This window comes from Sphingobacterium sp. SGR-19, assembly GCF_011043555.1.
GTDB lineage: Bacteria > Bacteroidota > Bacteroidia > Sphingobacteriales > Sphingobacteriaceae > Sphingobacterium.
In genome coordinates this window covers 845,806-860,516 of the sequence record NZ_JAAKGS010000001.1, presented here as the reverse complement: position 1 = coordinate 860,516, position 14,711 = coordinate 845,806, and the positions used below count along the sequence as shown (strand labels likewise).

13 protein-coding genes are annotated in these 14,711 nt (G+C 42.7%); 7 read left to right on the top strand and 6 right to left on the bottom strand.

The window, feature by feature from the left end:
* The first annotated feature begins 18 nt into the window (after positions 1-18).
* The 4 genes from G5B43_RS03765 (at position 19) to G5B43_RS03750 (ending at position 5,106) form a co-directional block, all read left to right on the top strand.
* Complete coding sequence (locus tag G5B43_RS03765) at positions 19-1,179, top strand: NAD(P)/FAD-dependent oxidoreductase (RefSeq protein WP_165293351.1); 1,161 nt, start codon at positions 19-21, stop codon at positions 1,177-1,179.
* A 62-nt stretch (positions 1,180-1,241) separates the two neighbouring features.
* Entirely contained in the window at positions 1,242-1,748 is a 507-nt protein-coding gene (locus tag G5B43_RS03760; protein ID WP_165293350.1) for a pyridoxamine 5'-phosphate oxidase family protein, read from the top strand.
* A gap of 86 nt (positions 1,749-1,834) precedes the next feature.
* A complete protein-coding gene (locus G5B43_RS03755; RefSeq protein WP_206367212.1) occupies positions 1,835-2,950 on the top strand; it encodes a glycosyltransferase family 4 protein in 1,116 nt (371 codons plus the stop codon).
* Complete coding sequence (locus G5B43_RS03750) at positions 2,947-5,106, top strand: amylo-alpha-1,6-glucosidase (RefSeq protein ID WP_165293349.1); 2,160 nt, start codon at positions 2,947-2,949, stop codon at positions 5,104-5,106. Before G5B43_RS03755 ends, G5B43_RS03750 begins: the two co-directional genes overlap by 4 nt.
* Here the strand turns inward: G5B43_RS03750 and G5B43_RS03745 are convergent, their stop codons facing one another.
* Genes G5B43_RS03745 through G5B43_RS03735 form a run of 3 tightly spaced genes read right to left on the bottom strand, consistent with a single transcriptional unit; the run spans position 5,107 to position 6,910 of the window.
* Positions 5,107-6,249: a glutathionylspermidine synthase family protein gene (locus G5B43_RS03745; RefSeq protein ID WP_165293348.1), complete on the bottom strand. Its 1,143-nt coding sequence runs from the start codon at positions 6,247-6,249 to the stop codon at positions 5,107-5,109. It abuts the gene before it with no gap.
* Positions 6,249-6,620 carry a hypothetical protein gene (locus tag G5B43_RS03740; protein ID WP_165293347.1) on the bottom strand — a complete coding sequence of 124 codons (372 nt, stop codon included), beginning with the start codon at positions 6,618-6,620 and terminating at the stop codon, positions 6,249-6,251. Before G5B43_RS03740 ends, G5B43_RS03745 begins: the two co-directional genes overlap by 1 nt.
* Positions 6,620-6,910, bottom strand: a complete 291-nt coding sequence (locus tag G5B43_RS03735; protein WP_165293346.1) for a hypothetical protein — start codon at positions 6,908-6,910, stop codon at positions 6,620-6,622. Before G5B43_RS03735 ends, G5B43_RS03740 begins: the two co-directional genes overlap by 1 nt.
* Positions 6,911-7,174: 264 nt before the next feature.
* Here G5B43_RS03735 and G5B43_RS03730 point away from each other — a divergent pair, with 264 nt between their 5' ends.
* Positions 7,175-9,325: a catalase gene (locus G5B43_RS03730; protein ID WP_165293345.1), complete on the top strand. Its 2,151-nt coding sequence runs from the start codon at positions 7,175-7,177 to the stop codon at positions 9,323-9,325.
* 119 nt (positions 9,326-9,444) lie between these two features.
* Here the strand turns inward: G5B43_RS03730 and G5B43_RS03725 are convergent, their stop codons facing one another.
* Both G5B43_RS03725 and G5B43_RS03720 read right to left on the bottom strand, forming a co-directional pair.
* Positions 9,445-10,398, bottom strand: coding sequence for an alpha/beta hydrolase (locus G5B43_RS03725; RefSeq protein ID WP_165293344.1), 954 nt, complete (start codon positions 10,396-10,398; stop codon positions 9,445-9,447).
* A gap of 103 nt (positions 10,399-10,501) precedes the next feature.
* Entirely contained in the window at positions 10,502-11,869 is a 1,368-nt protein-coding gene (locus G5B43_RS03720) for a PQQ-dependent sugar dehydrogenase (protein ID WP_165293343.1), read from the bottom strand.
* A gap of 189 nt (positions 11,870-12,058) precedes the next feature.
* Between G5B43_RS03720 and G5B43_RS03715 the strand changes: the two genes are divergently transcribed.
* Positions 12,059-12,967: an NAD(P)/FAD-dependent oxidoreductase gene (locus G5B43_RS03715; protein WP_165293342.1), complete on the top strand. Its 909-nt coding sequence runs from the start codon at positions 12,059-12,061 to the stop codon at positions 12,965-12,967.
* 20 nt (positions 12,968-12,987) lie between these two features.
* On the opposite strand, the gene G5B43_RS03710 is transcribed toward G5B43_RS03715, so the two are convergent.
* Complete coding sequence (locus tag G5B43_RS03710; protein WP_105724110.1) at positions 12,988-13,449, bottom strand: Lrp/AsnC family transcriptional regulator; 462 nt, start codon at positions 13,447-13,449, stop codon at positions 12,988-12,990.
* Between the two features lie 211 nt (positions 13,450-13,660).
* Between G5B43_RS03710 and G5B43_RS03705 the strand changes: the two genes are divergently transcribed.
* On the top strand, positions 13,661-14,671 hold the full coding sequence (locus tag G5B43_RS03705) for an NAD-dependent epimerase/dehydratase family protein (RefSeq protein ID WP_165293341.1): 1,011 nt from the start codon (positions 13,661-13,663) through the stop codon (positions 14,669-14,671).
* Positions 14,672-14,711: the final 40 nt, after the last annotated feature.

Sequence of the window (14,711 nt, the reverse complement as noted above, 5' to 3'; positions counted from 1 at the left end):
TTTGCGTATTTTTGCGGCATGTCAAAATCACCCATTGTTATTGTTGGAGCGGGGCCAGCGGGATTAATAGCTGCGCAACAGCTGGCAATGAAGGGGTTTGAGGTGCACATCTACGAACAGAACAAAGCTGCTGCACGTAAATTTTTGGTAGCTGGCCACGGCGGATTTAACCTTACGCATAGTGAAGATATCAATACGTTTATTCAGAACTATGATAAGGTCGAAATACAACGTATCGTTAAACATTTCGATAATAAAGCAACGACGGAATGGCTTGGTAGCTTGGGAATCTCTACATTTATCGGCAGCTCCGGTAAAATATTTCCAGCCAACGGGGTAAAGCCTATACAGGTATTGCAAGCGATACTCGCTAAATTAGTAGATGCTGGTGTAAGAATTCACTACGGCTATCGCATGGTCGATTTTGATGAGCATGCCGCCACCTTCACTCATCAAGGAGAATTTACACGAATCGCTTATCATAAACTAATTTTGGGACTAGGCGGCGGATCTTGGTCTAAAACAGGTTCAGATGCGAAGTGGGTAGATCTTTTTAAAACAAGAAGTATTCAAGTTAATACTCTACAACCTGCTAATTCGGGTATGAACACGAAAGATGAATTTTCTACACTTGCCGGCCAAGTACTAAAAAATATTCAGTTAAAATTTGCAGAACACAACAAGTGGGGTGAAATAGTATTTACATCATACGGTATCGAGGGAGCCCCCGTATATTATCTAAATCGTTTCCTGCGTCAGCATCCTTTTCCGAATCGTCTGTTTTTAGATTTAAAGCCTACCCACGCAATGGTTTCCATCGAAAAGGAATTGGAAAATAAAGGGAACGTTGCCTCTGTTCTTAAAGACAAATTAAAACTTTCGAAAACAGCTGTACAATTACTGAGATTTTTGGATAAAGAAACGTATACCAATTCTACCAAATTAGCTTTTGCAATAAAAAATTTCCCTATAGAAGTTACTTCTTTTAGACCTATTGACGAGGTCATTTCTACAGTTGGAGGAGTTTCTTTCGCCGAATTGTCTGCTTCTTTGGAACTGTTAAAGTACCCTAATGTTTTTTGTGTTGGCGAAATGCTCGATTGGGAAGCGCCTACCGGGGGGTACTTATTGCAAGCTTGCTTTAGTTCTGGTGTGTGGGTTGCGGATAATATAAAGTAAAAAAAGACTTAACAAAAGAGACTTTTCATTGTTCTATAAGTAATATACTAAATAGCATAACTATGGGCACAGAAAATCTTTATAATCAAGAAGCGGTAGAGAAGTTAAAGAAAATCGTCGATCAGATTGATATTGGCATGTTGGGAACGTATCCAAAAGATAGCGACTATATTCATGCAATTCCGATGAGCCGGCAGGAAGTCGATGAGGAAGGAAATATTTGGTTTCTGTTTTCTTCGGAAAGTGAGACACATAAACACTTACAGGACACGGCTAAAGTTAGCTTGCTGTATTCGGATGTCCGCAATTATAGCTTTCTGAGCATCAGCGGCGAGGCCGAAATTAGTCAAGATAGAGACCGGATAGAAAAATATTGGAATAAGATGGTTGAAGGCTGGTTTGACCGTGGAAAAGAAGATCCGCGTATACGTGTACTTAAGGTTGTTCCTTATGAGGCTCACTATTGGGATACGAAATCAAGTAAATTAATAACCTTTTTTAAAGTGGCGGCACGTGCTATTACGGGAAGCAATATCGAAACTGGCGAGCAAGGCGATTTGAATTTATAAAATTCAATTGTCGCACACGGTGTCATAATTTCATTGAACTATTTACATCTTTCTAGGTTATCTATAAGGAAAAGATAACCATAGTGATGGATAAATACAGAAGTGAAACGGTTAAAAAAAGAGCGCTGCGTATAGCGCAAGTGGCACCGTTGTATGAGTCACTGCCTCCAAAGTTATATGGCGGAACGGAGAGGATAGTGCATTATTTGACAGAAGAATTAGTTCGGCAGGGGCATGATGTTACACTGTTTGCTTCAGGAGATTCTAGTACAACAGCTAAACTGATTGCCTGTGTCGATGAGGGGCTGCGGTTAAAACGAGATTGTAATGATCCATTAGCGTATCATATTATCCAAATGCAAAAGTTGAATACGCGCGTCAATGAATTCGATATCCTGCATTTTCATACCGATTACCTTCATTTCCCGTTTAGTAACATGTTAGAAATTCCATCTGTTACAACTTTACACGGCCGACTGGATATCCCTGAGCTACAGGATATCTATCATACGTTCCCTTACCAAAACCTAATATCAATTTCTGAAAATCAGCGTCTGCCAATTCCTCAAGGAAACTTTGTCAAAACCATATATCATGGACTTCCTGAAAACCTTCATCACCAAGGAAATGGAAGAGGTGAATACTTGGCTTTCTTAGGTCGGATTTCGCCCGAGAAAGGTGTGGAAAGAGCAATCGAAATTGCATTAGCAACGAATACAAAACTGAAGATTGCCGCAAAAATTGACAAGACTGATTCAGCCTATTATGAGGAAAAAGTGAAATTTCTCTTAGATCATCCTTTAGTAGAATATATCGGAGAAATAAGCGAACAACAAAAAACGGAGTTTCTGGGTAGTGCAATGGCTTTACTGTTTCCTATAGATTGGCCTGAGCCTTTTGGGTTAGTCATGATCGAGGCTATGGCATGTGGTACACCTGTGATCGCATTTAATAGAGGATCTGTACCAGAAATCATGGAAGACCATGTTACTGGTTTTATCGTAGATTCTGTAACGGAAGCTATCGAAGCTGTAAGTCGATTAAAGTATTTATCAAAAATGGAAATACGTCGTGTTTTTGAAAGACGTTTCACAGCAGCTCACATGGCAGACAGCTATATTGATGTGTATCATTCTCTAGTCAACGACAGATACAAAAATGTCCATCGGCGTAGTATGCCAAGATTAAATAAACCAGCATGAAAGAAGAAATAACACAAGAAGAAGAATATCACATCTCATCTGATGCCGTTAATTCAGATGAGGTAAATATGGTGTTAAACTATTCCAATACATTTGCGGTTTTTGACCGAGCCGGGAACATCCACCCTTATGGAAAAATGGTACAGGGCATTTACCACGAGGGTACCCGCTTTATAAATAGATTAGTGTTAAAGTTTAATGGTCAGAAACCTCTTTTACTAAGCGGCTCAATCAAAGAAGGAAATTCCATCTACTCGGCGGATCTTACAAACCCCATGATAAAAGCATGCAAGATACCCGAAAATTCTATTCATATCGAAAGGCACCAATTTGTTCGGGAAGGTGCTTTTTACGAGGAAATCAAGATTCTCCAATATGAGCCTGAAAATTGCTCCTTTGATTTAAGCTTGGATTTTGACGGGGATTTTAAGGATATCTTTGAAATTAGAGGGATAAAGAGAAAAGTAGATACCCATAATGCGTACCCAGTTGATCACGATGAATATTTTGAAACTACTTATTTAGGACTAGATGGTATCAAACGTTCTTTTGAAATCTATTTCCAGTCTGACGGGGAATATAGCTTAGAGGGAAATCGAGCTGTCTTTTCTGTTAATTTAACTTCTAAAAAGGTCGTAACTATTCAGTATTGTATTCATTTCTTGACAGGAGATGAGAAAAAAGACGCTATGTCCTACGCTGAAGCCAGTGAATTAAACCAGTTTGAGTTAAATCAAAGCAAAACCTTGTTCGCCGAGATTAAGACGTCTAATACGCAGTTTAACCACTGGTTATACCGGTCGGAAAAGGATTTTATATCGCTCCTATCCCAAACCGATTATGGAAAATATCCATATGCTGGCGTTCCTTGGTACAATACGCCCTTCGGGAGGGACGGGATAATTGCCGCTATGGAAATCTTATGGATCAATCCAGAAATTGCAAAAGGGGTATTATTATTCTTGGCCGCAAACCAAGCTGTTGACCTAATTTCGGAAAAAGATGCCGAACCTGGAAAAATACTCCATGAAGCGCGCAACGGTGAAATGGCGAATACGGGTGAGATTCCTTTTAAGCAATATTACGGAACAATAGATGCCACGCCTTTGTTTATTATCTTGGCGGGAATGTATTATGATCGTACCGGTGATTTGAACTTAGTTAAGCAAATTTGGCCGAATATTATGGTTGCGGTCAGTTGGATTGATAACTACGGGGATATCGATGGTGATGGTTTCGTGGAATATATACATAAGGCTAAAAATGGTTTGACGAATCAGGGTTGGAAAGACTCCTTTGATTCTATCATGCACGAAAACAATCAACTTGCCGACCCGCCGATTGCTCTATGTGAAGTTCAAAGTTATGTGTATGGTGCAAAACTTCATGCTGGAAAGCTCGCCCTTATACTTGGTGAACAAGATACGTCGTCGAGACTATACGATGAGGCCACCGCTTTAAAAAAGAGCTTTAACGAGCGTTTTTGGGATGCGGATTTATCTAGTTTCGTTTTGGCACTCGACGGTCAGAAAAAGCCTTGTAGGGTAAAGTCTTCGAACGCTGGACACTGCTTATTTACAGGGATTGCCGACGACGATAAGGCTGCTGTTCTTGCGGATACACTACTCGCTTCGGATATGTTTAGCGGATGGGGGGTCAGAACCCTGTCGTCATCATCGGGAAGGTATAACCCGATGTCTTATCATAATGGATCAATCTGGCCTCATGATAACGCTTTGATAGCTTACGGGTTATCAAAGTATGGTTTACAAAAGCATGTTTTAAAAATTATGGGCGCCATATTTGATGCTTCATTATTCATCGAGCTGCAAAGGGTTCCTGAACTATATTGCGGTTTTGAGAGACGGCAAGGTATAGGACCTACGGCGTACCCGGTTGCCTGTTCACCACAGGCGTGGGCAGTTGGTACGGTATTTATGCTGCTGCAGTCTTGTTTGCGTATCGATATAAATGCGATAGATAAAACAATAACCTTCGACCGGATTATGCTTCCGGATTATCTCCACGAAATTCGTCTCACGGATTTGAAACTGGGGAATGAAACGTGTGGCTTGGTCATCAACCGTTCGAAATACGGTGAGGTAGGTTTTAATATTCTCTATAAACCGGATGATTGGGAGATTGTTATAAACTAGTTAATGCCGGATTATATGTGGTATGAAACGACTCTGATCGGTGGTGATTGGCATGTCAGATTCCCTGAATGATATGCCGCAAGCTTCTTGTCCGATAATCCAGCTGCCGATAATCGAAAAGCCTGTATCTTCATGATGTAAGTTAGCGAGCTCCTGATAGATGTAGCCTTCCTCTCCATATTCACCTTCGGTGTGGTAGATCATCTGTTTATCGTAATACATCTCGATATTAGCGCCTTCGCGGGACAGGATAGGTTTTTTAACAAAATGTTTCAAATGAGCCGGTTCGTTAACATATGCAGCTAAGAGGTGGGGATGATTAGGGAATAATTCCCAGAGAATGGGAAGTATCGCTTTGTTGGATAGCAACATCTTCCACGATGGTTCTATCCATTGAGCCTGGTTCGGATCGTTTATAATATGCACGGCGAACTCTTCACGCGTCATCCATTCCCACGGGTATAATTTAAAAATGGATAGAATGGGTTCGCCTTCTATATCTACAAAGCTATTGCCGGTCCAACCGATATCGTCGATATAGATAAGCTTTGTTTTGATACCTGCCTGAAGTGCGGTATCCCGGAGATATTCTACGTTCGTCAGATCCTCTAAGGTCTCTTTGGCACAGGAAAAATGCAGTATATCCCCCTTAAGGTAGGGCTTTAATTCGGTCCAACTTTTTATCAGCTGTTCGTGGACACCGTTAAATTGATCTGTAAGCTGGGGAAAGTAGTGGTTCTTCCAATACCACTGCACAATACTGGTCTCAAAGAGCGACGTTGGTGTATCCGCATTGAACTCCAACATCTTTAACTTGCCATGCACGGAATCGTAGGCAAAATCAAAGCGTCCGTATATAGAGGGCTCGTCATCGTTCCAGGTCCGCTCAATGTGAGGGACCATAAAAGGAGGTATATGGAAATGTTGATACCGTTTGTTTTTGATGATATACTCGACGGCGTCCAAGCACATTTGCCACAGTTCGTTGGTCGCGTTATAGATCAGGTCGGCATCTCGATTACGAATCTCATAATAATAGTCGTCAATCCAATACGGTATCCCATCCATTGTATGGTAGCCGTATCCAATAGACTCCAAGCGGGACTGCCATTGTGGATCGATACGTAATTTTTTAATCTGCATTAGGAACCGTAAGAGGATCGGGTAGTGGAAGCTGCGCTACGGCCAAAACCGCCACGCTGGGCTTGATAGGCCGCGGCCTTCGCGGCATTGGTGCCAGCCACAGACTGGGGATGCAAACTGTTATTGGCGTAACCAAAGCCCCCACCCAAATGTCTGAAGGCCATAAACCAGAGTAGGGCAGAGCCCATCCCTCCGCCGGAATGTCCTTGTGAATAGTTGTCGGTGACCTCTGTATAAGCCGCCGTTGAGTCTGCACGCATAAATATACGCTGCTTGTCCTCATTATACTGCTGATCTTTTTGGGGGGCGCAGGAAGCTAATACAGAAGTAATCAAAACTAATTTGATGCTCTTTGTTGCTGCTTTTCTCATTATTGTACAGTTACGTAGATAGGTACCTTGCTCAATGTAGCTGATGAATCCATTGTATTCCACGTGCCTGGTGCGATGGCCGTCACGATAGTATCGCTGGCCGAAGTAATCTGCTCGCCATTGAACCAGATATGCTGCGTGGTGATATGTAATACGGAGTCTCCCTTGGTCACCGTTTTTAGTGTGACTTCGCGTGCCGATTTTTTATCCAATTGTTCTAATGCTTGTTCGCTTTGCCTCTGGCAGGATGTGGCGCTGATGAAGCAAAATACCCATAATAAATATTTCATCTATTATTTTTTTCTTATGGCCGATGAGAGCTCGAGCAAACAGCCATTGCCTGTGCCAATGATTATTTATATCTCGGTTTCATATGCTGATTTACTTCACAAATCTAACTAAAATACTGTAGATTCCCGCATCGACCACCGTGTAAATACAAATTTGTATTTCGACCTCCTAGGAAATTTATTTTAGGAAAACTTTCGCGTGCATCATATGTTCTTCTTTATGTAAACAACTCTTAGGAATAGAAAGATAAAAACGAAATTGTCATGAAAAAAAATGAACACGAAACTTCTGGATGCCCCTTTCATTCTAAAATCAACGATCTGCAAAAAAATAGAGTCTCGAGTGAGGGGAAACCGATGACTACAGACCAAGGTGTAAAAATCAACGACGATGCGAATTCGTTGAAGGCTGGCGAACGAGGCGCTTCTTTGTTAGAAGATTTTATACTTCGTGAGAAAATTACCCATTTTGACCACGAACGTATTCCGGAACGGATTGTACATGCTCGTGGTTCCGGTGCGCATGGGTACTTTGAGTTGTATGAAGATATGAGTAACTATACTCGTGCTCGAATCTTTACGGATACTGAGCATCGAACTCCAGTTTTTGTCAGGTTTTCTACGGTAGCCGGAAGCAAAGGCTCGGGGGATCTGGCACGGGATATTCGCGGATTTGCAGTTAAGTTTTATACGCAGGAAGGTATATTTGATCTTGTCGGAAATAATACGCCCGTATTTTTTATCCAAGACGCGATGAAGTTTCCGGATATTATACATTCGGTGAAACCAGAGCCAGACTGGGAGATTCCGCAAGCGGCGTCTGCACACGACACATTTTATGACTTTATTTCGTTGGCAACCGAATCGTTGCATAATCATATGTGGGCAATGAGTGATAGGGGTATCCCCAGAAGCTACCGGATGATGGAAGGCTTTGGCATACATACCTTTAGGCTGGTCAATGCACAAGGGAAGTCACATTTCGTCAAGTTTCATTGGAAACCAAAATTAGGGGTTCACTCCGTTACCTGGGATGAGGCAGTGAAAATAAATGGCGCAGACCCTGATTTCCATCGACGCGATTTGTGGGAGGCTATAGAAGCTGGAATTTTTCCTGAATGGGAGCTTGGTCTGCAGATCATTCCGGAAGACGATGAGCACAAGTATGAGTTCGATCTGCTGGATGCAACGAAGTTTGTTCCGGAAGAACTTGTGCCTGTAAAAATTATCGGAAAGATGACGTTGAATCGCAATCCGGACAATTTTTTTGCTGAAACCGAGCAGGTGGCTTTTCATCCAGGACACATTGTGCCAGGTATCGATTTTACGAATGATCCATTATTGCAAGGACGGCTTTTTTCTTATACGGACACGCAATTGTCTCGATTAGGGGGGCCTAACTTTCGGGAAATACCAATTAACCGTGCGGTTAATGAAGTGCACAATAACCACCGCGACGCGCAAATGCGCATGACGATCAACAAAGGTAAAGCGGCGTATTTCCCTAATACAATAGGTGGGGGATGCCCGCATTTAGCGAAGATGGCAGAGGGCGGGTTTACATCCTTTGAGGAGCGGATAGACGGCAAAAAGATTAGGGACAGGAGTCCCAGCTTTAACGATCATTTTTCGCAACCGGCTTTGTTTTTTAGGAGTTTAACAACGTGGGAACAGACTCATTTGATTAACGCTTACGCATTTGAATTGGGGAAATGTATGTTAGATCCGATTAAACAACGTATGTTGTGGCTTTTGTCACAGATAGATAATCGGTTAGCCACGGCTGTGGCAGACAAGCTGGGAATGCAAATACCGACCGGTATAGAAAAACCGATAAATCAAAACATTGGTGCTGATGCAGATCCGCACAAACATGAACCTCCTGCGGTTAACCATTATTTGGAAAAGTCGGACGCCCTCAGCCAAGAACGGTTGCCGGCCGCCATTATAGAGAGCAGAAAAATTGCCGTATTGGTGGCGAAGGGGTTTGATATGGTAGCACTACAAAAAATGAAAACGTATCTGGAGGAACTAAAACACGCGAGTTTTTTGCTTATAGCACCCCATGGTGGTACGGTAGCTAGCGCAGATAGCAGGGAGCATAAGGTGGACCACGCATTAATGACAACCGAAAGCGTACTTTTTGACGCGTTGTATATCCCCGGAGGTGCGGGAAGTATACAAAAGCTTAAAGAAGAAGGAAAGGTGTTTAAATTTATAAATGAAACGTTAAAACACTGTAAGACGGTTGCCTTTGATGGAGAGGCAGAAGAACTGTTTCAGCTTTCAGCTGCAAAGGATTTTGTCAATGACGAAGCCATTTTATTGAATGGAACGCCTGAGCAGTTCGCCAGCGCACTGGCTAAACACCGAAATTGGATGCGCGAACCGTATACGGCACATATAGCCGTTTAAACAGCACTGGTGATGTTAATTAGTTGGCGGGTTATGCTCGCCAACTAATTCGTTCTTATGATGACAGGCAAATTATACTCGGTCATATATTGGACGGTATTTTGATGGGCGTGAAAGTTTTAATGCAAATGTTCGGTATAAAATATAACGGTCTCCGCTATTATTTTATCAATTTCCTGTTCTGAAATGTTATTAAACCCATGATCGCCATTTTTTACCTTTATAAGTTCATGTTGTATACCATATTTGGTAAGGGTTTTCGCCAGTTCTTTAGATTGTTTTATCGGCACGATGCGGTCTTTCGTGCCATGTAGGATAAGGGTAGGGGTTGCAGTTGAATTAACATAATACAACGGTGAGTATTCTTTTGCTATTTCCACTACCTCATCTTTATTTTCTTCTAAAGTGTATCCTGTTAAGGCGTAGATCACTTTTTGCCGAAGAGGAAGTAGTTTGCTTGCAAAGGTCTTGTAAAAAAATACCGTTAGCTTTCCGGCATCTGTACGCAATAAAGCGTTTAAGTCGGTGGGACCAAAATTGTCAACCACGCAGCTGACCTTTGCTGAGAAGTTTGCAAGGCGCTCATCTCCTAGCCATTTAGAATCATCAGAATAAGCGGCTAACATGGCAAGATGGCCTCCAGCGGAGCCTCCCCACAAACCTATTCGGTTGCCATCGAAATTATACTTATCCGCTTGAGCACGCACCCAACGTATAGCGTCCTTACAATCAATAACAGGATCGGGAAAGTGTATTTCTTTATCCAATAAGGTGTAATCGATACTCACTACGGCTACACCAGTTTCAGTTAATGCTTTTCTAAGGGTTCGCATATAATACAGCGTTTCTAATGTGCGGTTTCCTGCTACCCATGCCCCTCCGTGTACAATGATGACAACGGGAGTCCGCTTCGAGACCGGATTAGGATCTGGTAAAAAGATATCCAACGAGAGCGGTTTTCCCGCCTGTGATGTTTTATAGACCACATTTGTAAGCGTATCGGCAGTATGTGCAGACACGCCGGAACCCAGCATGCTTACAATAAGTAAAACTAGGACTGAAATAAATCTCATATATATAGTGTTGATATCACAAACTTATACAAATTGGTTTTTATGCGCAATATGCGTATATGCATGTTCGTTCTGTTAAGTGCTGGTATCTACCGCGATCAGTTTATTTTTTATCTGGCAGTACCGCCCAGATAACATTAGCGGCGTCGTCAGTAACTAACATATATTGTGGCGTGAAGACCACCGCTACGGGACGGCCGTATACTTCAGCTTGTTCTTCGTTGGCGATAAAACCTGTTAAAAAGTCTTGGGGTTTGCCTGTAGGTTTGCCTTGTTCAAACGGAACGAACACCACTTTGTACCCAACCAAGCTAGAGCGATTCCAGGATCCATGTTGGCCAATGTATGCGCCTTGTTGAAAAGCAGATGTCGTGCTAAATGCTAAGCCTAGCGACGCAGTATGCGAACCAAGCGCGTAATCTGGCGTAATCGATTTGGCGGTCAACGAATCAGGCGCGGTTCCCAGATGTTGGTCGTGTTGGGGATCCCATCGGGGGTCGATATGCTTGCCCCAGTAGGTATATGGCCAGCCATACCAGCCGCCGGGTTGTACTGCGGTAATATAATCGGGCACAATTTCGTCGCCCAACTCGTCTCGTTCATTTACGGCAGTCCACAATTGCTTTGTGGTTGATTCCCAATCCATGCCGACAGGGTTCCGTAGACCCGCAGCATATATCTGCTTATCCGATCCATCTGGGTTGATCTCGAGGATTAGCGCTCTGCCAACCTCCTTGTCCATACCGTTTTCGCCGACGTTGCTGCCTGATCCGACAGATATATATATCTTGGATTTATCTTCGTTTGTAGTGAGGTTGCGCGTCCAGTGGTTATTATACCCTCCTGCGGGCAGCGAGAGAACTTTTTCAGGCTTGCTTGTTACTTTTCCTGTAGAAGGATCATATGGAAACCGCACTAACGCGTTGGTGTTTGCTACATAGAAAAAATTGCCGATTATCAACATACCATAAGGTTGTGATAGGTTCGTTAAAATAATGTCTTTCTTGTCAGCTATACCATCATTATCTTCATCCCGGAAGCGCAGTATCTCATTAGGGCTTTTATCGCGGAAAAGATTGCGCGAGTTCTCTTTCTCAGGATCTTCTCCTTCCTTTTCTGTTCGCGACTGGGCCACAAAAACATCTCCGTTTTCCGCTATATAAATGTTGCGGGGGCTGTTAAGGTCGCGGGCGAATGCGACTACCTGATATCCTGATGGTGCAGTTGGCGTACTTTCGCCGTTCCAGCCAATTACCTTTGCAAATTTGTTCTGTGGTGGTGTATCGAAAGGCGCTTTTAATTTGACATCGACACCATATTCGTTGGTAATGGCGCTGGTATCGTCGTCACGGATTAATGTATCGGTTTCGTTCGAGGTTTTATTGCCTGACTGGCCGCAGGAAATTAGAAGGACTATGGCTGGTAATAGTATTGCTAAACGTCTTGTCCGAGATACAATCTTCTGTTTCATATGTTATTGTCTGTTTGCTTATTATTTTTATAACAATTTTTTAAAGGGATGGTTCCCATAAAACGGCAGTTTCTCTTGACTTTGTCATAAATAGGTATAAAGGAATCACATTTTGGGATACCAAAAAACAGTACTGACTTTAAATTGTTCATATGGCAGATCTATTGGTAGTGGAATGATGTATATGTTATGGAGAAACGTGTAAACTTCGAAGTTATCATTATCGGTGGTAGTTACGCCGGTCTGTCAGCGGCTATGTCCTTAGGCCGTTCTTTACGTTCTGTATTAGTTATTGACAGCGGACGACCTTGCAACCTGCAAACTCCGCATTCACAGAACTTCCTTACGCATGATGGGCATACACCCGGTCAGATCGCTGCAGAAGCCAGAAGGCAACTCATGAAATACGACACGATAAAGTTTCATCATGGTCTTGCCGTTGGGGCTTCGAAAACAGACCAAGGATTTACGGTGACTACCCAGACTGGAGAGACCTTCAGTGGGCAAAAACTCATATTTGCCACTGGTATAAAAGATATTATGCCCGATATTCCGGGTTTTTCGGCGTGCTGGGGAATAACCGTGATTCATTGTCCATATTGTCATGGATATGAATTTCGTAATGCTAAAACGGCCATTCTTGCCAATGGAGCGAAAGCTTATCATTTAGCGTCTTTGATAAACAACTTGACGGATGATCTTACGCTTCTCACGAATGGTAGAGTTGAGTTTGATTTTCCAGCTGCGGAGAAATTGAAAGCGAATGATATCGCGATTACGGAGAAAAGGGTTGTCGAGATCGTACATCAAGATGGTCGTGTTGAAGAGGTGGTTTTCGCAGATGGTAGCCGTGAGACATTTAAAGCGGTATATGCTGCTTTACCTTTCGAACAGCATTCAGATATTCCTGTAGCGTTGGGCTGTGCTTTGACGGAATACGGTTATATCCGTGTCAATACGCTGCAAGAGACCACTGTAGCAGGTGTTTTTGCTTGTGGTGACAATGTCGAAATGATGCGCTCGGTAGCAAATGCTGTGGCTTCTGGAAATGCTACCGGAGCGCTCGTCAACAAAGAGCTTGTGGACGAGCGTTTCTGACCGTATGGATCCAGGACGCTCTACAGATTTATATTGTGGGAGTTTTTTATTTCGGCCATGACAAACGTACTGTGTGTACTGCCGATGCTTTCGAGTGTGCCTAGTTTATTGAATACAAACTCTTGGTAATGCTTCATATCCTTTGCAAATACTTTTAGAATAAAATCATAATCGCCGGAGACATTATAGCACTCTACGACTTCATCGATCTTCAGGATGTCTGCCACTAGTCGATGGCCCACCTGGCGGTCGTGCTGCTTCAATTTAATGTTACAGAAAACGATAAATCCTTGGCTAAATTTCTCAGGATTGAGTAGGGCTATATATTTTTTGATATATCCATTGTTCTCTAACCTTCTAACTCGTTGCAGTACCGGGGTAGGAGAGAGATTCACCCGTTTGGCCAACTCCTTAATAGTGTGGTTGGAATTGTCTGCCAATATTTTCAATAACAGCAGGTCTGTCTTGTCAAGTTCTTCCATAGCATAAAACACTTTTTGGTGAACAAATCTAATAAACAAAAAGCTAATTATGCTGAAAAATATATGTTATTCGGTTAAATTATCTAATTATGTAAAAAATTGTGGTTGTTAATAAACAGAAACTAACTTTGTGCAGTGTATAAGCAGACGCGATAAAGTTAAGTTATTCTCACATCTGCAAGACTGTTCACCGAAAAACACAGTATTATTTATGAAATTTTTAGTTACCGGAGGTACGGGATTTATTGGAGCACGCGTTGTAGTCAACCTGTGGGAACGTAAAATTCCGGTGGTGGTTGCTGACCTGAACCTGAATATAGAATGGACGAAGCAGATTGCTTTGTTAAAATATCAAAACGACGATATCAAACTTGCTGAAGTGAAGGAGCAGATTGCTCAGACCACCTTTATTGAGCTGGATGTATCCGATCGAGGGGCAGTTAATAACGTTTTTTTGACTGATCCGGATATTACCCATGTTATCCATTTAGCGTATCTCATGAGTGCTGAAGTGGAAGCCGATCATCATCGTGGCGCATCCGTCAATATTCTAGGTATGGTCAACATGTTTGATATGGTGGTGGATCATAAACTGACTCGTTTGGTGTTTGCCAGTAGCGAGACAATCTATGGGGCAAATCATAGTGCTTATGGCGATGAAGATTACGCTATTAAGGAGGATGACTTTTGTTCACTAGACGACCATTTTTATACCTATGGTGTTATGAAAATGTTAAATGAATTTACGGCGAAGAAATATATCCAGACGAAAGGGGTCAGTATTGCTTCTATGCGTCCTCCGGTTGTCTACGGAGATGGACGCATGCGTGGGTCGGTTCTTTGGGCTTGTGAATTTGCTACCAATCCGGCATTAGGGAAGGAGGTTAAACTGCCCTTCTCTAAGCATGCTCGTGATTGCTGGATTTATGTCGATGACGTCGCCGAGCAGTTTGTCCGGCTGACATTGAAACCGGAGCTCAAGTACTTCGCGTATAACAATGGAGGACATTCGGTGACGGCTGAGGAGTTGATGCAGACTGTTGCGGACATTGTGCCAGATGCTCGGTATACGTTCAACGAGAGCGTGCAGCGGACATCCTTAGTGGATCGTTGTGATGGCGCTCGTTTGGAAGAGGAAATTGGATTTACACCGAGGTCTTTGGCCGATGGGGTGAGAGCGCAGATTGAGGAAGCTAGAAACAGGCAATTACAGACCGTTTAACAGAAAAGTTCTATCTTTATCGATATTTAAAATACTAAGC

Coding starts and splice junctions, on each gene's coding strand:
- G5B43_RS03765 (WP_165293351.1), top strand. CDS start 19: ATGTCAAAATCACCCATTGTTATTGTTGGAGCGGGGCCAGCGGGATTA.
- G5B43_RS03760 (WP_165293350.1), top strand. CDS start 1,242: ATGGGCACAGAAAATCTTTATAATCAAGAAGCGGTAGAGAAGTTAAAG.
- G5B43_RS03755 (WP_206367212.1), top strand. CDS start 1,835: ATGGATAAATACAGAAGTGAAACGGTTAAAAAAAGAGCGCTGCGTATA.
- G5B43_RS03750 (WP_165293349.1), top strand. CDS start 2,947: ATGAAAGAAGAAATAACACAAGAAGAAGAATATCACATCTCATCTGAT.
- G5B43_RS03745 (WP_165293348.1), bottom strand. CDS start 6,249: ATGCAGATTAAAAAATTACGTATCGATCCACAATGGCAGTCCCGCTTG.
- G5B43_RS03740 (WP_165293347.1), bottom strand. CDS start 6,620: ATGAGAAAAGCAGCAACAAAGAGCATCAAATTAGTTTTGATTACTTCT.
- G5B43_RS03735 (WP_165293346.1), bottom strand. CDS start 6,910: ATGAAATATTTATTATGGGTATTTTGCTTCATCAGCGCCACATCCTGC.
- G5B43_RS03730 (WP_165293345.1), top strand. CDS start 7,175: ATGAAAAAAAATGAACACGAAACTTCTGGATGCCCCTTTCATTCTAAA.
- G5B43_RS03725 (WP_165293344.1), bottom strand. CDS start 10,398: ATGAGATTTATTTCAGTCCTAGTTTTACTTATTGTAAGCATGCTGGGT.
- G5B43_RS03720 (WP_165293343.1), bottom strand. CDS start 11,869: ATGAAACAGAAGATTGTATCTCGGACAAGACGTTTAGCAATACTATTA.
- G5B43_RS03715 (WP_165293342.1), top strand. CDS start 12,059: ATGGAGAAACGTGTAAACTTCGAAGTTATCATTATCGGTGGTAGTTAC.
- G5B43_RS03710 (WP_105724110.1), bottom strand. CDS start 13,449: ATGGAAGAACTTGACAAGACAGACCTGCTGTTATTGAAAATATTGGCA.
- G5B43_RS03705 (WP_165293341.1), top strand. CDS start 13,661: ATGAAATTTTTAGTTACCGGAGGTACGGGATTTATTGGAGCACGCGTT.